The sequence below is a fragment of the Citrobacter sp. S39 genome (assembly GCF_009495675.1).
Classification (GTDB): domain Bacteria; phylum Pseudomonadota; class Gammaproteobacteria; order Enterobacterales; family Enterobacteriaceae; genus Citrobacter; species Citrobacter freundii.
This window is the reverse complement of record NZ_CP045555.1, coordinates 4682076-4700489: the sequence shown is the minus strand read 5'-3', so window position 1 is coordinate 4700489 and position 18414 is coordinate 4682076. Positions and strand designations below refer to the sequence as shown.

Below are 18414 nucleotides of genomic sequence, written 5' to 3'. Positions count from 1 at the left end.
TTTTTTAGCGTTTTTTATTTGTGCTTTAGTTGTTGGCGACAGGTGATGTAACTACAGGGTGTAATTGCTTGACTACTACAGTGCAAGCCAGCAAGATCACAAAGAGAATGAGTTTTATTTTTATTTAGAGAGTTACGCATGCAGGCTTTGCCATGCGGCGGCGCAGGAGTGAACATGCCACAGCATGTGGAAAATACCGCCCACAGAACGGGCATTGAACTACAACAGCTTTCTGCGGGTTATCGCCATAACACCATTGTCCACGATATCTGTCTCACTATTCCGCAAGGCAAAATGACGGTACTGGTGGGGGCGAACGGCTCGGGTAAATCAACGTTGTTAAGCACTATCGCCCGTATGTTGAAACCGCACGGCGGCAGCGTATTGCTGGATGGCAAAGCCATTTATCAACAGCCTACCAAAGCGGTTTCACGCCAGCTCGGCATCCTGCCGCAATCCCCATTGGTGCCCGAAGGACTTACCGTTTTCGAACTGGTATCGCGTGGGCGTTTTCCCTGGCAGAACATGCTTTCGCAATGGACGGACGATGACGAACGCGCCGTGGAGCAGGCACTCCAGTTAACCGGAACTGCTGATTTTGCGCATTTGCCGGTAGAGAGCCTTTCCGGTGGGCAACGTCAGCGCTGCTGGATTGCGATGGCGCTGGCACAGCAAACGCCGGTCATCTTGTTGGATGAGCCGACTACGTTTCTCGATCTGCGCTATCAGGTGGAGATCCTCGAACTGTTGCATTCACTGACTCGCCATCATGGCCGTACTGTGGTTGTGGTCCTGCATGACCTGAATTTTGCCGTGAATTACGGGGACATGCTGGTGTTCCTCAAACAGGGGACGTTGCAGGGCGTCGTGCATGATGGCGAAAACTGCACGCCCGAGTTGATTAAGCACGTGTTTGACGTCGACGTGCAGATGTCGGTGAATCCTCTCACCGGCAAACCGTTCTTTATGCCGTTCCGCGCGCCGGGCGGGCAAGAGCAATGACGGTCATGGCAAGCACACTGGCTCGTCGCCGTGGCCGGATTATGCTGGCGTTCCCCGTGTTAACGCTGCTGTTGTGTGTTCTGGCAGTGGTGCATCTGGGTGTGGGCGCACGCACTATCAGCCCGCAGACCGTCGTGCAGGCGCTGTTCCACTTTGACGCGAAAAATTTCGACCACCGGATTATTGTCTCCTTACGTCTACTGCGCATGACGGCGGCGATGCTGGTCGGCGCGGCGTTAGGTGTTGCGGGGGTTCTGTTGCAGGCGTTGATTCGTAATCCGCTGGGAGAACCGCATATTCTGGGGCTGAATGCCGGTGCGGCGTTTGTCGTTGTGTTGTGCACCGCGCTTGGCGTGACGGGGGTAAGCCAGCCATTGCTGGCGGCAGGCGGTGCTGCGGCACTCTTTTCGTTGGTGATGGCGCTTGCATCTGCCGGGCGCGGTGGCTTAACGCCGCTGAAGGTCACGCTGTGCGGCGTGGCGCTGTCGGCTATGGTGTCATCGCTTACTGCGGCCATCCTGATTCTGGATGAACAAACCCTGTTGGCAATGCGCACCTGGCTGGTGGGTGATCTCGCGGGTCTGCGTTGGGAAAGTGTCAAAAGTGCCGTTCCCCCGTCGCTTGCCGGTATGGTGCTGGCGATCGCTATCGCGCCGGGCCTGAATATTCTGGCTCTCGGCGACCGTATGGCCTGTGGGTTAGGGGTGAACATTCTGCGCATACGCTTGCTGGCGATGATCGCCATTGCGCTGTTGTGCGGTGCGGCAGTTTCTGTCGTGGGGCCGCTGGGATTTATCGGCCTGTTAGTGCCTAACGTTACCCGCCGTCTGGTAACAAAAGATATTCGTCAGATGCTACCGACGTCGGCATTGCTGGGCGCGGCGCTGCTGCTGCTGGCGGATATTGCCGCCCGCACGGTGCTGGCTCCGCAGGAGCTGGCTACAGGGATCATGACCGCCCTGGTGGGCGCACCGGCGTTTATTTTCATTGCGTCGAGGTTTTTGAAATGAACGATATGCTGCAACGTGCAGGGCTTCGTGCATGGCGGGTGGGTGGATTTTCTCGTGTCATTCGTCCCAAAACCGTGCTGTACAGCCTCAGCCTGACGGTGCTGGCAATCGCATTACTGCTGTTTGGCGTGATGCAGGGGTCGCTCCCGGTTCCGGCTTCCGCTATCGGACGGGCGGTGTTTGACCCTCAGGCGTTGACGGCTCAGCAACAGTATGTCGTTTGGGATGTACGACTGCCTCGACTGCTGATGGCGCTTCTGTGCGGGGCGATGCTCGGATTGGCAGGGGCGGCGATGCAATCTATCACCCGCAACGGGTTGGCCGATCCCGGGCTCATCGGTGTCAAAGAAGGGAGTTGCGTGGTGGTACTGGCCCTGGTGCTGCTTTTCCCGTCAGCAAGTCTGGTTTGGCGGCCCCTGGTGGGAATGGCCGGCGGCGCACTGGTCGCCACACTGGTGATGCTGCTGGCCCGTGATTTCTCCCGGCCTCGCTTTGTGTTGATAGGCATTGGCGTGTCGTGGTTCTTTGCCGCGGGAATGGGCGTATTTATGACCACCGCCGATGTCCGTGACGTACAGACTGCACTGGTCTGGCTGGCGGGGAGCCTTCATGCCGCCACCTGGCCACTGCTGCTGGTGGCACTGGTCTGGACGTTGCCTGCGGCCATCATCTTATTTGCCACGGCGCGCGCTTCGGATGTGGCGCTACTTGGCAATGCGACGGCAACGGGGCTAGGAGTCCATTTACCCCGACTGGCGTTGTTGCGTTTTCTCGCGCCGGTTGTACTCACCGCCGCCAGTGTTGCCTGCGTGGGCAGCCTCGGTTTTGTCGGGTTGATGGCGCCACACATGGCACGATTCTGGCTGCGTGGCGGACAAACAGCGCTGCTGTGGGGAAGTGCGTTGATCGGTGCGTTGCTGGTGCTGGTCACCGATACCGTGGGTCGTCTGGCGTTTGCACCACTGCAAATCCCCGCCGGGATCGTCATTGCCCTGGTCGGTGGACCGTTCTTTTTGCTGTTGCTCTGGCGTCGCCGGGATCGTTTGTAATTGTTAAGAGGGTATATGCGTTTAATCTTTTCATTGCTGCTGCTGGTCGGCTGCACCGTCCAGGCGGCGGAGCCTGTTCAGTCATTTACTGACGATCTCGGGCGAGTGGTGAACGTGCCGCTGCATCCGCAGCGTATTGTGTCATTGCACGATCTCGACATCACTATTCCGCTGATCGAACTTGGCGTGCCTCCGGTGGCCAGTCATGGCCGAACGCGCCCGGATGGCAGCCATTTTTTACGCTCCGGCGTGCTGCTGACCGGCGTGGATTTTGATAATTCGAACATGACGTATATCGGTACGGCAGACATTGATATTGAAGCCATTGTGGCGGCAAAACCGGATTTAATTATCACCGAACCCAGCCGTAACACGCCGATTGAGCAACTGGAAAAAATAGCGCCGACGGTCAGCATCGATCATCTTGATGGCGGTGCGCCGGAAATCTACCGCAAGCTGGCGCAGCTTACCGGTACGCAGAACCGGCTGGCATTGCTGGAACGGCGCTACCGTGAAGAAATAGCCCAGCTCAAGCGGACGGTCGATACGCAGCACATCTCTGTGGCGGTAATACAGGCCAATCAGGGCAAAATCAATGCGTTGCACACCTATCATTCCCTGGGGCGAGTTTTACGCGATGCTGGTTTCACTTTCCCGAAGATTATCGACAGTATTCCGCCGGGTGGGCGCATTGATGTCAGTGCGGAACGTCTGCCTGAACTGGATGCCGATTTTGTCTTCGCGACCTGGCGTGGCGATACCGGCGGTAAACCGCAGGATGAAATCGCGGCGATGGATGCGGTGATGCCTGGCTGGTGTGAGTTCCTGACCGCCTGCCAGCGCGGACATTACGTTTTACTCTCCCGTGAAGAGGCGATATCTAATTCCTATGCCTCGCTCAGTCTGATGGTGGCGCAGGTGCAAACGCACATCGCCGGACGATGGCTACCGGAGGCTAAATAACCATGCTGACGGCGAAAAAAGCCAAAAACCGTATTGATGTCTATGGTGACCGTTTTCGCGCCCGGGCGCATTTACTCTCGCCACGTATGCAGGCCGTGGCGCGTTATATCAACGAAAACCGCGAAGTGGTGCTGGAGTTTACAGCGATAGAAATCGCTGCCGCCACGCAAACATCTGACGCGACGGTGGTCAGGGCAATTCAGGCGCTGGGGTTTGCCGGGTTGCGCGATTTAAAGCAGACCATTGAACACTGGTTTGGCCCTGGCGTGACCTCAGAAGAGAAGATGACCACCACGGTGAATACGCTCTCTTGCGATGTTAATTCCAGTATTGATTTTGTCTTGCAGGGGCATCAGCGTACCTGTGAAGCGCTTTCTACACCGCAAAACCGCTATGCAATTGCCCAGGCGGTGGCATTACTGGTAGAAGCCCGTCAGGTGGGAATTTTTGGTATTGGCGCATCCGGCGTATTGGCGGATTATACCGTTCGTCTGCTCAGCCGTATTGGCCTGCCTGCGGTAGCATTTAATCGCACCGGGATTAACCTCGCGGAGCAACTGATTGCATTGCAGCGTGGAGATGTGCTGATCATGATGGCGCAGAAATCTCCGCACCGGGAAGGGCTGACGACCATTCGCGAGGCCAGGCGGTTGGGGGTCCCGGTTATTTTACTGACGAACGCGCTGGACTCCCGTTTTAGTAAAGAAGCGGATGTGGTGATTAACGTGCCTCGCGGCGGCGAGAATGGGAAAATGCCGCTCCACGGTACGGTGCTGGTGTGTCTGGAAATGATTGTGCTGTCTGTCGCTTCCACTGCGCCGCAGCGATCAATTAAATCCGTGAAGCGGATTAACGAACTGTATCGGGGCATTGGTAAATCCGGGGCGAAGAAATAAACCGGTGATATCCGCTGTGTAGGCCGGGTAGGGTGTTGTCGCCACCCGGCATAAATGAAGACAGTTCAAACCATTAATGGCCGATCATTCTGGCCTTCGGGATCAACTGGAAATACATATGATCCGGCACCGGCGTCTGCCAGACGTTGGCGTACACCGCATAACCTACGGCGGCAAACAGAATACCAAGCACCAGTAGCGCCATGGCAACACCTGACATCGTCCTCTGACGCCATAACGATTTACCACCGTTGCCTTGTGCGCCAGGCGGAGTCTGCAGTGAAAAGCTCAGCGTTGAGGCTACCGGGCAGGATTCAACGCAGGTCATGCAGCCAGTGCATTCCACGGTACGCACCTTAATCAGTCTGTCGACCGGGATATTCGACGGGCAGTTTTTCGCGCATTTTCCGCAGTCGATGCAACTGTCTGCGTTACGGCGGATTTTAAACGGCGAGAATAGCGAGAACAGGCCGAGCAGCGCGCCATAAGGGCACAGATAGCGGCACCAGGCATTGCGAATAAACAGGCTCAGGACGTTGATAACGACAACAAAGATGAGCGTAGCGGGGCCAATATGGCGAAAGAAATCGAGCATCTTCACGTCGATAATCATGCCATAGGCCGACATTAGAAAATACTGAATCCCCTGTGCAGGCATCGACAGGGCAATATATAAAAAGAAACTCAGCAACAGATACTTCAGACTGAGCAGCGGGATATCCAGCCAGCGCGGCAGCGTGAAGTTGCGACCAAAGACTTTTTTCCCCAGATTGCCGAGCAGTTCGGACAGTGTGCCCACCGGACATAACCACGAACAGAAGGCTTTTTTTAACAACAGACTAATCAGGATAAACGCAACTAACAGTAGCATGGAGGCGGCATGGATGGGAGGAAGAAAACCAGTTTCCAGCGTATAGCGGATATTCATCAAACCCGCGATCGGTAGCCATCCCTCAATACCACCAGGCCTTGGAATATAGACGCTGGTGCCGGCGGTTTCGAAATAGCGGACCCAGTAATAGAACGTTACGCCAATATAAATATTAATAGTCAGCAGGAGAAACTGGGTGGCTTTTCGCCAGCTGCTGGCATTGCGCCAGTCATTCCACGGCAGTTTGCCTCCGATCGTGCCAGGACGGCGCTGCCAGCGCGTTCTCTTCTTCCCATTCATGATTTTATACTATCCCTCATATTTCCCCTTCTGCATTCAGAAGGCGTTATCACCGGGATATGCTAGCGCCATTTAGATTTGGTGTATTTGATTTGCATCTTATTACGTGGCTGTTATTTTCATCATGCAAATATACTTGAATAAAAATAACAGCTCGATATTTATCGCAAGCCAGATAAATACCCTGAACGGGGTATTTATTTCTCTGCAAGGCAATGGTTATTCCTGATAAATCTCAACGCGGTCGCGACCATTACTTTTTGCCAGATAAAGTGCGCGATCGGCTTTATCAACCAGCTGTTTGTAGTCGGGATGATAATCATATTCGGCAATACCGATACTGACGGTAATAGAAAACGTTTCTGTCGCAGAGGCTGCCATGCGCATCCCTGCAATTTTCATGCGCAGCGTTTCCAGAATAATACTGGCCTGCGATTCATCTGACTCGACGAGCAGAATCATAAATTCTTCACCACCGTAGCGGAACACGTAATCGCTGCTACGGATATGATCATGAATGACCGCTGCGACATTTTTGAGCGTCAGATCGCCGGTATTATGCCCGAAGTTATCGTTAATTTGCTTGAAGTAGTCGATATCCAGCATCGCCAGGCTAAAAGGCTTACGCGCATGTAACGCTAGCGAGATTTCACGTCGCATGATGGTCGGAATAAAGCGGCGATTAAGCAACTGGGTCAACGAATCTTTACCATTTTCCTGCTTAACCAGCGCCTCAAACATTGAAGCGAGCAGGAAATGGATTTTTGCCGACAGCTGGCGAACATCCTGTAATAAGCTCATCCGCTCGGGTTCTGTCGGCTGATGCTGAGGTGACAGGGTTGTCGTCAGACGGGTGTCGATCTCTGCAATCAGTGATTCCATTTCTTTGAGCAAATTGCTGTTGCCAAGAATATGTTTTCCCTTATGTGAGAACCACATACCAAAATCAGAGTTCGCAAGAAACACCATTTCACCGAAAGGCATTCCGGTGGCAATGTTATAGATAAACTGGTTTTCCCAGTCGGTAAACGAACGGATTTGCCGTTCGCGCTCGACGTTAACGTCATCGTAAATAGTCTGCAGACGATACTGTTCCTGTGTATGCAGGGAGTTTTGGTAGCTTGGGGAATAGGAGACGGTCATGGCCTCCAGTGCAGTATCCATTGCCAGACTGCTAAAACAGATAGCCCTGCTCAGCAGGGAAGACGAGTCGTCAGCTTTGGTTTTCAACACCCGATACAGCTCATCTTTGAGCTTACGCGCACCGCGGTTCACCAGATCGATGGGCAGACCGATACGGGCATGCACTACGCCAATTTTGCGTTGTTTGGCCAGCAACTGTGAGAGATCTTCGTGCGCGCTGCCGAGCACGCTGCGTAACCAGTCAAACATACTGCCGCTGAGGCGGGTACTGACCTGTTCCGTATTGAGGAACAATGCACTTTGGGCATGGGAGAGCATATAGTCATAAAAAACGGTCACTAAATGGTGGATCTCTTCATCGCTTAACGATGTGAGGAGCGTGTGAACGTCAGGCGATGTTTGTCGTATCAGTGCCTGCCATTCTGTAAGGAGTAATGTGTCGTTTTCCGGTTCAATCTGTTCCATCTCGCTGCCACTCAACGTGCGATTAAAAATTCTGGCAGTATTACGGACAATTACCTCACGATGGTCAAGTTAAACTCTCTTATCGATGGCTAATACCCTCATAAATAAGCCTGAGCGCGAAGACACCTATTATTGCGCCAATGACTCGGCTGGCAACGCGTTGGATGCGGCCATATGCACGGCGTACAGCGGGTAACGAAAATGCCTGGCTGAGAAAAATACGCCAGATAACGGAAGACAATACAATACCTGCCCAGGCCATCAGCCTGGCCCACGTAGGTGTGTCTGCGCTTAAGGTGACCGAGAAGATACTAATAAAAAACAGTACGGTTTGCGGGTTCGATAAATCCGTTAGTAATCCTCGGCGGAAAAATACATACCAGGGGGCGGAAATCGGCTGCTGTAGCGTGGGCATTTGCGGCGTGGCCTGATGGCGGATGCTGTTCCAGGCAAACCACAGCAGATAGGCGCCGCCGACAATCTTAATCAATGAAAATATCTCTTCACACTGGGTGATTAGCGTTGCCATACCAAAAAGCCCAAGGCCGGAGTAAAACGCATCACCTAAGGCGACCCCCAGACCGGTCATCACACCTGCGCGTCGTCCGGATGCCAGGCTAGTTTGTACCACTACGAACAGATTTGCGCCGGGGTTAAAAAAGGTTAAAACAAACAGGCTGACGGTGAGTGCAACGGCGTGCAAAGGTTCCATAGACAACATTTCCATTAGTAGGCGCTTGAGTGACAGTTAACACTATAATTTTAGTGTGTCTATCATTCTGCGTATTCACTCACACTGCGCGTTGAAAACGCAGCGCCACTGCGTTTTGCGTAATTAACGATTCGCAAAATCTCTTTATATTTCCGCCTACTCTGGATCTTTTTGTCAGCCTGAACTACTTATTAATCATCCTTGACTCGCATGTCGAATGTTCAGGGGGCGATGATGGCATATATAACAAAATCTGGAGTTTTTATATGAAAACTGGAATTAAAGTACTTATTGGTGCGTTAGCTTTTGTCGTGACCAACGCATATGCCGCGGAGTTTATGACAAAGCTTGAGTTTGAAAAGGTTGAGTCGCAGTACACAAAAATAGGTGATATCTCAACGAGTAATGAAGTTTCTGTCGCAGATGCCAAAGAAGAACTGCTGAAGAAAGCCGAAGAGAAAGGTGCCGATGTTGTGGTATTAACTTCCGGTCAAACGGATAATAAAATCCATGGCACAGCCAATATCTACAAGAAAAAATAATACGCTGCTGTAAAAATCACGATTCCCGTCGGTCATTGTACCGGCGGGTTTTCTTTTAATCGGCGCCAGAACGTGGTTCTGCTAATTCCGAGATAGCGTGCCGCCGCGGTTTTATCACCATTGAATTGTGCCAACACCTGCTGCGGCGTCAGCAATGATGATGATTGTGGTGAGTCTGCAACAATGGCCAGTTCTGGTAATAGCTGTTGTAAAAAATCCACATTCAGCTCCGGCTGCGGCTCGACGCTTAAAAATAGCGCCAGGCGCTCCATCATATTACGCAGTTCGCGGATATTCCCCGGCCAGCCATAATTCAGTAACGTCGGCTGACTTAAACTCAGCCCCTTGCGTACTGGCTCAGAAAACGGCACATCCAGTTCTGCCAGCGACTGTTTTAAAAAACCTTCCGCCAGCGGCAGGATATCGGGCAACCGCTCGCGTAGCGGCGGCAGCTTGAGGCGTAAAATGCTCAGGCGATAAAACAGATCGGTACGAAACTCCCCCTGTTTCATCTCCTGCTCCAGATTACAGTGTGTGGCGCTAATCACCCGGACATCGACCGGAATAGGCTGATGCCCACCGACTCGGGTGACCTCTTTTTCTTCCAGTACGCGCAGCAGCCGGGTTTGTAACGGCAGCGGCATCTCGCCTATCTCATCAAGAAAAAGGGTTCCGCCATGAGCAATTTCAAACAGGCCCGCGCGTCCTCCCCGACGAGAGCCGGTAAAGGCGCCATCTTCATAGCCGAACAGCTCCGCTTCCAGCAATGATTCGGTGATTGCTCCGCAGTTGACGGCAACAAACGGCGGCGAGGGTTTACCGCGCCGATTCTCCTGACGAGTGAAAAACTCACGGTGAATGGCCTGTGCCGCCAACTCTTTGCCCGTACCGGTTTCACCCTGAATTAGCACCGGCGCACGCGAGCGGGCGTAGAGCATAATGGTGTGTCGCACCTGTTCCATCTGCGCAGAGTGACCGCGCATATCACCGAGCGCGTAGCGGGTGCGCAACGTATCGCCAGAAGCATACTGACCGTTTCTACGCAGCGTCAGGCGGGTCATATCAAGCGCATCGACAAATGCCTGGCGCACGGTGGCCGCCGAATAGATAAAGATGCCGGTCATACCTGCTTCTTCTGCCAGATCGGTAATCAATCCCGCACCAACTACCGCCTGCGTGCCGCCGGCCTTCAGCTCGTTGATTTGCCCGCGGGCATCTTCCTCGGTGATATAGCTGCGCTGTTCAAGCTGCAAATTAAAGGTTTTTTGAAAGGCGAGAAGCGCAGGAATGGCTTCCTGATAGGTAATGACGCCAATCGACGAGGTGAGCTTTCCTGCTTTTGCCAGCGCCTGTAGCACGTCAAATCCGCTGGGTTTAATCAGGATCACCGGGATCGATAAACGGCTTTTCAGATACGCCCCGTTGGAGCCAGCCGCAATAATGGCATCACAACGCTCGGTGGCCAGCTTCTTGCGGATATACGCCACCGCTTTTTCGAAACCAAGCTGAATGGGGGTGATGGTCGCCAGGTGGTCGAACTCCAGGCTGATGTCGCGAAACAGTTCGAACAGACGCGTGACCGAAACCGTCCAGATAACCGGTTTGTCGTCGTTCACCCGCGGTGGAAGATGCGTATCAGCCATAACCAACCCAAAAAGTAAGGAACTGAGTATTAGGGTTTAGTTGTGTTTCATAAATGTTGCAATGAAACGTGAAGGAACGTTTCATGAAACGATAGCTGACACGCTTTTGTGCATCAAAGATACAGTAATTTATATTAAAATATTGTTTTTTAAGGGAAATGTATAAATTAATTAAAAATTAAGGTCTTTGGCATACCCCTTGCTTTAAGTAAATCAATGAATGCTAACAAGTTGATAACAAGAGGACGGGATATGTCTCTACACTCCCCAGGGCTGGCGTTTCGCGCCGCGCTCAGCAAAGAAAATCCATTACAAATCGTGGGCACCATCAACGCCAATCACGCTCTGCTGGCCCAACGTGCCGGGTATCAGGCGATTTATCTCTCCGGCGGCGGCGTCGCTGCGGGGTCACTGGGGCTGCCGGATCTTGGTATTTCAACCCTTGATGATGTGCTGACTGATATTCGTCGCATTACGGATGTTTGCCCGCTGCCCTTGCTGGTGGATGCGGATATCGGGTTTGGATCGTCAGCCTTCAACGTGGCGCGTACCGTGAAGTCGATTTCCAAAGCGGGTGCTGCAGCGCTGCATATTGAAGATCAGATCGGCGCTAAGCGCTGCGGCCATCGCCCGAACAAAGCGATCGTCTCTAAAGAAGAGATGGTCGACAGGATCCGCGCCGCGGTGGATGCACGTACCGATCCCAACTTTGTCATCATGGCGCGGACCGATGCGCTGGCGGTGGAAGGGTTAGAGGCAGCCATCGATCGTGCCCAGGCGTACGTCGAAGCAGGCGCGGACATGCTGTTTCCGGAAGCCATCACCGAGCTTGCGATGTACCGCCAGTTTGCCGACGCGGTGCAGGTGCCGATCCTTGCCAACATTACCGAATTTGGCGCTACGCCGCTGTTCACCACCGATGAACTGCGCAGTGCAAACGTCGCGATGGCGCTGTATCCGCTGTCGGCTTTCCGCGCTATGAACCGCGCTGCGGAAAAGGTTTACAACGTGCTGCGTCAGGAAGGAACGCAAAAGAGCGTGATCGACATTATGCAGACGCGTAACGAGCTGTACGAAAGCATCAATTACTATCAGTTCGAAGAGAAACTCGACGCGTTGTATAGCAAAAAGTAACCGTCGTAGGCCGGATAAGGCACAGCCGCCATCCGGCAATAAATTTGTACCCTACATATTATAAAAATGACGAGGACAACATGAGCGACACAACGATCCTGCAAAATAGTACCCATGTCATTAAACCTAAAAAATCGGTTGCGCTGTCAGGCGTTGCCGCCGGAAATACCGCGCTGTGTACCGTAGGCAAAAGCGGTAACGACCTGCACTATCGCGGCTACGATATTCTCGACCTGGCGCAGCAGTGCGAATTTGAAGAAGTCGCGCATCTGCTGATCCACGGGAAATTACCCACCCGCGATGAACTCTCCGCCTATAAAAGCAAACTCAAAGCGCTGCGCGGACTGCCCGCTAACGTACGCACCGTGCTGGAAGCTTTGCCTGCCGCCTCGCATCCGATGGATGTGATGCGCACCGGCGTCTCCGCGCTGGGCTGTACGCTGCCGGAAAAAGAAGGTCATACCGTCTCCGGCGCGCGCGATATTGCCGACAAGCTACTGGCATCGCTCAGTTCAATCCTTTTGTACTGGTATCACTACAGCCATAACGGCGAGCGTATTCAGCCGGAAACTGACGATGATTCCATTGGCGGTCACTTCCTGCACCTGCTGCATGGCGAAAAGCCTTCGCGAAGCTGGGAAAAAGCGATGCATATTTCGCTGGTGCTGTACGCCGAGCACGAATTTAACGCCTCCACCTTTACCGGCCGCGTGATTGCCGGGACCGGTTCCGATATGTATTCCGCGATTATCGGCGCGATTGGCGCACTGCGTGGACCGAAACACGGCGGAGCGAATGAAGTGTCGCTGGAGATCCAACAGCGCTACGAAACGCCGGACGAAGCCGAAGCGGATATCCGTAAACGCGTGGAAAACAAAGAAGTGGTGATTGGCTTTGGTCATCCGGTTTACACCATCGCTGATCCGCGCCATCAGGTGATCAAGCGCGTGGCGAAACAGCTTTCTCAGGAAGGTGGTTCGCTGAAAATGTACAACATCGCTGACCGTCTGGAAGACGTAATGTGGGAAACAAAAAAGATGTTCCCCAACCTCGACTGGTTCTCGGCGGTCTCTTACAACATGATGGGCGTTCCCACCGAAATGTTCACCCCGCTGTTTGTCATCGCCCGCGTCACCGGCTGGGCGGCGCACATTATCGAACAGCGTCAGGACAACAAAATTATCCGTCCTTCCGCCAACTATACCGGCCCGGAAGATCGCGAATTTGTCCCGATTGAAAAACGTTGCTAATTCAAAAACCTCTAAAGATAAAAAACAGGAAATGTACCCTATGTCCGCACATATTTCGAACGTCCGCCCCGAATTTGACCGTGAAATCGTTGATATCGTTGATTACGTCATGAACTACGAGATCACCTCGAAGGTGGCGTATGACACTGCGCATTATTGCCTGCTTGATACCTTAGGCTGCGGCCTCGAAGCGCTGGAATATCCGGCCTGTAAAAAACTGCTGGGGCCGGTCGTCCCAGGTACAGTGGTACCGAACGGCGTGCGCGTACCTGGCACCCAGTTCCAGCTCGACCCGGTGCAGGCGGCGTTTAACATCGGTGCGATGATCCGCTGGCTGGACTTCAACGATACCTGGCTTGCCGCTGAGTGGGGTCATCCTTCTGATAACCTCGGCGGTATTCTGGCCACGGCTGACTGGCTGTCGCGTAATGCGGTGGCGGTGGGGAAAGCGCCGTTGACCATGAAAACGGTGCTGACCGGGATGATCAAAGCTCATGAGATTCAGGGCTGTATCGCGCTGGAAAACTCGTTTAACCGTGTTGGTCTCGATCACGTCCTGCTGGTAAAAGTGGCCTCCACGGCGGTAGTAGCTGAGATGCTTGGCCTGAACCGGGATGAAATTCTCAACGCCGTGTCGCTGGCGTGGGTCGACGGCCAGTCGCTGCGTACTTATCGCCATGCGCCAAATACCGGCACGCGTAAATCCTGGGCCGCAGGCGATGCGACCTCGCGCGCGGTACGTCTGGCATTGATGGCGAAAACCGGTGAGATGGGGTATCCGTCTGCGCTGACGGCGAAAACCTGGGGCTTTTACGACGTCTCTTTCAAAGGCGAATCGTTCCGCTTCCAGCGCCCGTACGGCTCTTATGTGATGGAAAACGTGCTGTTTAAAATCTCCTTCCCGGCCGAGTTCCACTCGCAGACCGCGGTAGAAGCGGCCATGACTCTGTACGAGCGGTTACAGGCCGCAGGTAAGACCGCTGCCGATATCGAAAAAGTGACCATTCGTACGCACGAAGCCTGTATCCGCATCATCGATAAAAAAGGCCCGCTGAATAACCCGGCGGACAGGGATCACTGTATCCAGTATATGGTGGCCATTCCGCTGCTGTTCGGGCGCTTAACGGCGGCAGATTACGAAGACGGCGTGGCGCAGGACAAACGCATTGACGAACTGCGCGAGAAGATCAACTGCTTCGAAGATCCGGCCTTTACCGCCGATTACCACGACCCTGAAAAACGCGCCATCGCCAACGCCATCACTCTGGAATTCACCGACGGCTCACGCTTTGAAGAAGTGGTAGTGGAATACCCAATCGGCCATGCGCGTCGTCGTACTGACGGCATGCCGAAGCTGGTCGAGAAGTTCAAAATCAACCTGGCGCGTCAGTTCCCGACCCGTCAGCAGCAGCGCATCCTGGATGTCTCCCTGGACAGAACTCGCCTGGAGCAGATGCCGGTCAATGAGTATATGGATCTCTTCATTATTTAAACCAGCGTGCAGCAAGGCGTAAGTTCAACAGGAGAGCATTATGTCTTATAGCGAGTTTTATCAACGTTCTATAACGCAACCGGAGTCGTTCTGGGCCGAGCAGGCCCAGCGTATTGACTGGCAGCAGCCGTATACGCAGGTACTGGACCACAGCAACCCGCCGTTTGCCCGCTGGTTTTGCGGCGGCACGACCAATCTGTGCCATAACGCCATCGACCGCTGGCTGGAGAAACAGCCTGACGCGCTGGCGCTGATTGCTGTGTCATCAGAAACTGAAGAAGAACGCACGTTTACCTTTCGTCAGTTGTATGACGAAGTGAACGTCGCGGCGGCGATGCTATTGTCGCTGGGCGTACAGCGTGGCGATCGGGTGCTGGTGTATATGCCGATGATCGCCGAGGCGCACATTACGCTGCTGGCCTGCGCACGCATTGGGGCAATTCATTCGGTGGTGTTCGGTGGTTTCGCCTCGCACAGCGTGGCGGCGCGCATCGACGACGCCAGACCGGTGGTTATCGTCTCGGCGGATGCCGGGGCGCGCGGGGGCAAGATCCTGCCGTATAAAAAGCTGCTCGATGATGCGATCGAACAGGCGCAGCACCGACCGCGTCATGTGGTGCTGGTCGACCGCGGTCTGGCGAAAATGGCGCGGGTCGAGGGGCGAGACCTCGACTTTGCCGCCCTGCGCCAACAGCATCTCGGCGCGAGGGTACCAGTTGTCTGGCTGGAATCGAACGAAACCTCCTGCATTCTCTACACCTCCGGGACAACCGGTAAACCGAAAGGCGTCCAGCGCGACGTTGGCGGCTATGCGGTCGCGCTGGCGACCTCGATGGACACCATTTTCGGCGGTAAAGCGGGCGGCGTGTTCTTCTGCGCGTCGGATATCGGCTGGGTAGTTGGGCATTCGTATATCGTGTATGCCCCGCTGCTGGCGGGGATGGCGACGGTGGTTTACGAAGGTCTGCCAACGTATCCGGACTGTGGTGTATGGTGGAAAATTGTTGAGAAGTATCAGGTCTGCCGGATGTTCTCCGCCCCGACCGCCATCCGCGTGCTGAAGAAATTCCCGACCGCGCAAATCCGTAATCACGATCTCTCCTCGCTGGAGGTGCTGTATCTGGCGGGGGAACCGCTGGACGAACCAACCGCCAGTTGGGTAACGGAAACGCTGGGTGTCCCGGTTATCGATAACTACTGGCAGACCGAATCTGGTTGGCCGATTATGGCAATTGCCCGCGGGCTGGACGACAGGCCGTCGCGTCTGGGCAGTCCCGGCGTGCCGATGTACGGCTACAACGTACAACTGCTCAATGAGGTGACCGGTGAACCTTGTGCGGCGAATGAGAAGGGCATGCTGGTGATTGAAGGGCCGCTGCCGCCGGGCTGTATCCAGACTATCTGGGGGGATGACGCGCGGTTTGTGAATACCTACTGGTCGCTGTTTTCTCACCAGGTGTACGCCACCTTTGACTGGGGCATTCGTGACGCTGACGGCTATTACTTCATTCTGGGGCGTACGGATGACGTGATAAACGTGGCAGGGCACCGGTTGGGGACGCGCGAGATCGAGGAGAGTATTTCCAGCTATCCGAACGTTGCGGAAGTGGCGGTAGTCGGCGTGAAGGACGCGCTGAAGGGGCAGGTAGCGGTCGCGTTTGTTATTCCGAAACAGAGCGACAGCCTTGAAGATCGCGACATCGCACATTCGGAAGAGAAGGCGATTATGGCGCTGGTGGACAGCCAGATTGGCAACTTTGGCCGTCCGGCACACGTCTGGTTTGTGTCGCAGTTGCCGAAAACACGTTCCGGTAAAATGCTCAGACGGACGATCCAGGCGATCTGCGAAGGCCGCGATCCCGGCGATCTGACGACCATTGACGATCCCGCGTCGCTGCAGCAAATCCGTCAGGCGATCGAGGAATAGCGGTTATAACCAGGCCCGGTGGCGCGATGCTCACCGGGCCTGGTCGCCGGATAAGCCGCAATGCGGCACCATCCGGCGTTATGCCCAGTATCAAAGAGCATCTTCTAATTTATAGTTTTTATAATAATATTGCTTATCTCTGTCATTTATCTCGCGGATAACCCGACAGGGAACTCCCACAGCCACGACATTTGCCGGAATGTCTTTTGTGACGACACTCCCTGCGCCAATCACGGAATTATCGCCAATCGTTACGCCTGGATTGATGACCACATTACTGCCAATCCATACGTTATTGCCGATGGTGACCGGAAAGGAAAACATCTCTCCGGATTTCCTTAATTCATGATGAACAGGGTGACCTGTTACCGAGATAGTGACGTTTGGCGCAATTAATACGTTATCGCCAATGGTGACCGTGTAATCATCCACAATGGTAAAGTTAAAATTGGCGTAGAAGTTTTTGCCAATGTGAATATTGCTGCCGTAAGAGAAATAAATGGGAGGCTCGATCCACGCATTCTCTCCCACGGTGGCAAACATTTCACGAATCAGTTTTTCCCTCTTTTTAATCTCCGATGGACGCGTGTGGTTAAATTCATACATTAACTCCTTTCCGCGCAGTCTCTCTTCCGGCAGCCCCTCGCACATATCAGTAAACAGCTTGCCTGCTTTCATTCTGTCTCTCATAGACATGCTCATCGAAGATATTCCTTCTTGTTATTTGTCTTCAGACTTGTTTACTTGCCGGGGTGAAAACGCGGGAAAACGGCCCCGGTCCACTTAGGGTAAATACGGAAATCAACGTGAAGCTCAGCGCAATAATCCCCAGCACCAGATAAGCTCCCTGGAAACCAATACTTTCATACATTTTCCCGGCCAGAACTGACATGAAAATCATTGCTAACTGTTTGAAGAAGCAGAAACACACCAGATAAATCGTCGCCGAGAAACGCACTTCAAACTGACTGGTGATGTATTTGAAGCAACCGACGATCAGGAACGGTATCTCAAACATATGCAACGTTTTGAGAATAACGACTTCCAGCGCAGTAGTGGCGAATGAGGAGCCAATAATCCTTACCGACATAATCGTACCTGCCAGCAGCAGGGCGTTCTTCCCGCCGATGCGATTCACAATCAGCGGCGCAAAGAACATGATTGAGGCGTTGAGTAATTCTCCCATTGTCGTGACGTAGCCAAACACGCGGGTGCCCTGTTCGCCGGTGGCAAAGAACGAGGTAAAGAAGTTGGCGAACTGCTGGTCAAACACATCGTAAGTACAGGAAACGCCAACTACGTACAGGGAAAGGAACCAAAGTTTTGGTTGTTTAAATAACTCCAGCGCCAGCTTCAGGCTGAATGCCGAGTTATTGGCGCCTACCGCATCCGCGACTTTTGCAGAAGAGGGGGCATCTGTTTTTGAAAATAACAGCAGCAATGCCAAAATGACCGCGCAGCCGGAGCCTAACCAAAAGACAAATTGGTTATTGATGGTGAACATAATGCCGGCAATCGAGGCGCACAGCGCCCAGCCCACGCAACCAAACATGCGCGCGCGACCAAATTCAAAGTTGCTTCGGCGGCTGGCTTTTTCAATATAGGCTTCAATCGCCGGAGCGCCGGCATTGTAAATAAAGCCAAGGTAAATCCCACCGACAATTGAACCCAGTAAAATATTAACTTGTAATAACGGACCAAAAACGTAAATAAAGAACGGGGCAAACATTACCAGCATGCCGGTAATTACCCACAGCAGATGTTTACGCAGGCCAAGCTTGTCGGAGAGCAGTCCGAAAATTGGCTGGAATAACAAAGAAAACAGTGAGATACAGGCGAAGATGATGCCGGTATCGCCTTTGCTGATATGGTTTACCTCGTGTAACCAGATGGGGAAGAAGGGGAAATACGCACCCATAATAAAAAAGTAAAAGAAGAAGAAAAAGCCGAACATCCAAAAGTTAGTGTTTTTTAAATAATACATAACAGACTTCCTATAAATGCGGGCAGGTTTG

General features: G+C 53.4%; 16 protein-coding genes. 10 read left to right on the top strand and 6 right to left on the bottom strand.

Annotated elements, in window-relative coordinates; genetic code table 11:
- The first annotated feature begins 174 nt into the window (after window positions 1-174).
- Genes GFB57_RS22455 through GFB57_RS22435 form a run of 5 tightly spaced genes read left to right on the top strand, consistent with a single transcriptional unit; the run spans window position 175 to window position 4920 of the window.
- Window positions 175-1002 carry an ABC transporter ATP-binding protein gene (locus tag GFB57_RS22455; RefSeq protein WP_003021286.1) on the top strand — a complete coding sequence of 276 codons (828 nt, stop codon included), beginning with the start codon at window positions 175-177 and terminating at the stop codon, window positions 1000-1002.
- Complete coding sequence (locus tag GFB57_RS22450) at window positions 999-2012, top strand: iron ABC transporter permease (protein WP_003021289.1); 1014 nt, start codon at window positions 999-1001, stop codon at window positions 2010-2012. The genes GFB57_RS22455 and GFB57_RS22450 overlap by 4 nt, the downstream gene beginning before the upstream one ends.
- Window positions 2009-3061 (top strand): iron ABC transporter permease, encoded by a 1053-nt coding sequence (locus GFB57_RS22445; RefSeq protein WP_003021292.1) that lies wholly within the window; start codon window positions 2009-2011, stop codon window positions 3059-3061. The genes GFB57_RS22450 and GFB57_RS22445 overlap by 4 nt, the downstream gene beginning before the upstream one ends.
- 15 nt (window positions 3062-3076) lie before the next feature.
- A complete protein-coding gene (locus tag GFB57_RS22440; protein ID WP_003021295.1) occupies window positions 3077-4024 on the top strand; it encodes an ABC transporter substrate-binding protein in 948 nt (315 codons plus the stop codon).
- Window positions 4025-4026: 2 nt separating this feature from the next.
- Complete coding sequence (locus GFB57_RS22435) at window positions 4027-4920, top strand: MurR/RpiR family transcriptional regulator (protein ID WP_003021298.1); 894 nt, start codon at window positions 4027-4029, stop codon at window positions 4918-4920.
- 73 nt (window positions 4921-4993) lie between these two features.
- On the opposite strand, the gene GFB57_RS22430 is transcribed toward GFB57_RS22435, so the two are convergent.
- The 3 genes from GFB57_RS22430 to GFB57_RS22420 form a co-directional block, all read right to left on the bottom strand.
- The gene (locus GFB57_RS22430; RefSeq protein WP_003021301.1) at window positions 4994-6091 is read right to left on the bottom strand and encodes a 4Fe-4S binding protein; all 1098 of its coding nucleotides are present in this window, start codon (window positions 6089-6091) and stop codon (window positions 4994-4996) included.
- 219 nt (window positions 6092-6310) lie between these two features.
- Window positions 6311-7699, bottom strand: coding sequence for a diguanylate cyclase (locus tag GFB57_RS22425; protein ID WP_003021304.1), 1389 nt, complete (start codon window positions 7697-7699; stop codon window positions 6311-6313).
- 79 nt (window positions 7700-7778) lie between these two features.
- Window positions 7779-8411, bottom strand: a complete 633-nt coding sequence (locus tag GFB57_RS22420; protein WP_003021307.1) for a LysE family transporter — start codon at window positions 8409-8411, stop codon at window positions 7779-7781.
- A gap of 266 nt (window positions 8412-8677) precedes the next feature.
- On the opposite strand from GFB57_RS22420, the gene yahO reads away from it, so the two are divergent.
- Window positions 8678-8953, top strand: coding sequence for a DUF1471 family periplasmic protein YahO (gene yahO / locus GFB57_RS22415; RefSeq protein WP_003021310.1), 276 nt, complete (start codon window positions 8678-8680; stop codon window positions 8951-8953).
- Between the two features lie 32 nt (window positions 8954-8985).
- Here the strand turns inward: yahO and prpR are convergent, their stop codons facing one another.
- Window positions 8986-10596, bottom strand: a complete 1611-nt coding sequence (gene prpR, locus GFB57_RS22410; RefSeq protein WP_003021313.1) for a propionate catabolism operon regulatory protein PrpR — start codon at window positions 10594-10596, stop codon at window positions 8986-8988.
- 252 nt (window positions 10597-10848) lie between these two features.
- Between prpR and prpB the strand changes: the two genes are divergently transcribed.
- The 4 genes from prpB to prpE all read left to right on the top strand — a co-directional run bounded on the left by prpB (window position 10849) and on the right by prpE (window position 16399).
- Window positions 10849-11730, top strand: coding sequence for a methylisocitrate lyase (gene prpB / locus GFB57_RS22405; protein WP_003021316.1), 882 nt, complete (start codon window positions 10849-10851; stop codon window positions 11728-11730).
- An 80-nt stretch (window positions 11731-11810) separates the two neighbouring features.
- The gene (prpC, locus tag GFB57_RS22400) at window positions 11811-12980 is read left to right on the top strand and encodes a 2-methylcitrate synthase (RefSeq protein WP_003021319.1); all 1170 of its coding nucleotides are present in this window, start codon (window positions 11811-11813) and stop codon (window positions 12978-12980) included.
- A gap of 40 nt (window positions 12981-13020) precedes the next feature.
- Window positions 13021-14472: a bifunctional 2-methylcitrate dehydratase/aconitate hydratase gene (locus GFB57_RS22395; protein ID WP_003021322.1), complete on the top strand. Its 1452-nt coding sequence runs from the start codon at window positions 13021-13023 to the stop codon at window positions 14470-14472.
- 40 nt (window positions 14473-14512) lie between these two features.
- Window positions 14513-16399: a propionate--CoA ligase gene (prpE, locus tag GFB57_RS22390; protein WP_003021327.1), complete on the top strand. Its 1887-nt coding sequence runs from the start codon at window positions 14513-14515 to the stop codon at window positions 16397-16399.
- 90 nt (window positions 16400-16489) lie between these two features.
- On the opposite strand, the gene lacA is transcribed toward prpE, so the two are convergent.
- Both lacA and GFB57_RS22380 read right to left on the bottom strand, forming a co-directional pair.
- The gene (lacA, locus tag GFB57_RS22385; protein WP_003021330.1) at window positions 16490-17101 is read right to left on the bottom strand and encodes a galactoside O-acetyltransferase; all 612 of its coding nucleotides are present in this window, start codon (window positions 17099-17101) and stop codon (window positions 16490-16492) included.
- 28 nt (window positions 17102-17129) lie between these two features.
- Window positions 17130-18383 (bottom strand): MFS transporter, encoded by a 1254-nt coding sequence (locus tag GFB57_RS22380; RefSeq protein WP_003021333.1) that lies wholly within the window; start codon window positions 18381-18383, stop codon window positions 17130-17132.
- Between the last annotated feature and the right edge of the window lie 31 nt (window positions 18384-18414).

Coding starts and splice junctions, on each gene's coding strand:
- GFB57_RS22450 (WP_003021289.1), top strand. CDS start 999: ATGACGGTCATGGCAAGCACACTGGCTCGTCGCCGTGGCCGGATTATG.
- prpC (WP_003021319.1), top strand. CDS start 11,811: ATGAGCGACACAACGATCCTGCAAAATAGTACCCATGTCATTAAACCT.
- GFB57_RS22445 (WP_003021292.1), top strand. CDS start 2,009: ATGAACGATATGCTGCAACGTGCAGGGCTTCGTGCATGGCGGGTGGGT.
- lacA (WP_003021330.1), bottom strand. CDS start 17,101: ATGAGCATGTCTATGAGAGACAGAATGAAAGCAGGCAAGCTGTTTACT.
- GFB57_RS22420 (WP_003021307.1), bottom strand. CDS start 8,411: ATGGAACCTTTGCACGCCGTTGCACTCACCGTCAGCCTGTTTGTTTTA.
- prpB (WP_003021316.1), top strand. CDS start 10,849: ATGTCTCTACACTCCCCAGGGCTGGCGTTTCGCGCCGCGCTCAGCAAA.
- GFB57_RS22395 (WP_003021322.1), top strand. CDS start 13,021: ATGTCCGCACATATTTCGAACGTCCGCCCCGAATTTGACCGTGAAATC.
- yahO (WP_003021310.1), top strand. CDS start 8,678: ATGAAAACTGGAATTAAAGTACTTATTGGTGCGTTAGCTTTTGTCGTG.
- GFB57_RS22455 (WP_003021286.1), top strand. CDS start 175: ATGCCACAGCATGTGGAAAATACCGCCCACAGAACGGGCATTGAACTA.
- GFB57_RS22380 (WP_003021333.1), bottom strand. CDS start 18,383: ATGTATTATTTAAAAAACACTAACTTTTGGATGTTCGGCTTTTTCTTC.
- prpE (WP_003021327.1), top strand. CDS start 14,513: ATGTCTTATAGCGAGTTTTATCAACGTTCTATAACGCAACCGGAGTCG.
- GFB57_RS22430 (WP_003021301.1), bottom strand. CDS start 6,091: ATGAATGGGAAGAAGAGAACGCGCTGGCAGCGCCGTCCTGGCACGATC.
- GFB57_RS22425 (WP_003021304.1), bottom strand. CDS start 7,699: ATGGAACAGATTGAACCGGAAAACGACACATTACTCCTTACAGAATGG.
- prpR (WP_003021313.1), bottom strand. CDS start 10,596: ATGGCTGATACGCATCTTCCACCGCGGGTGAACGACGACAAACCGGTT.
- GFB57_RS22440 (WP_003021295.1), top strand. CDS start 3,077: ATGCGTTTAATCTTTTCATTGCTGCTGCTGGTCGGCTGCACCGTCCAG.
- GFB57_RS22435 (WP_003021298.1), top strand. CDS start 4,027: ATGCTGACGGCGAAAAAAGCCAAAAACCGTATTGATGTCTATGGTGAC.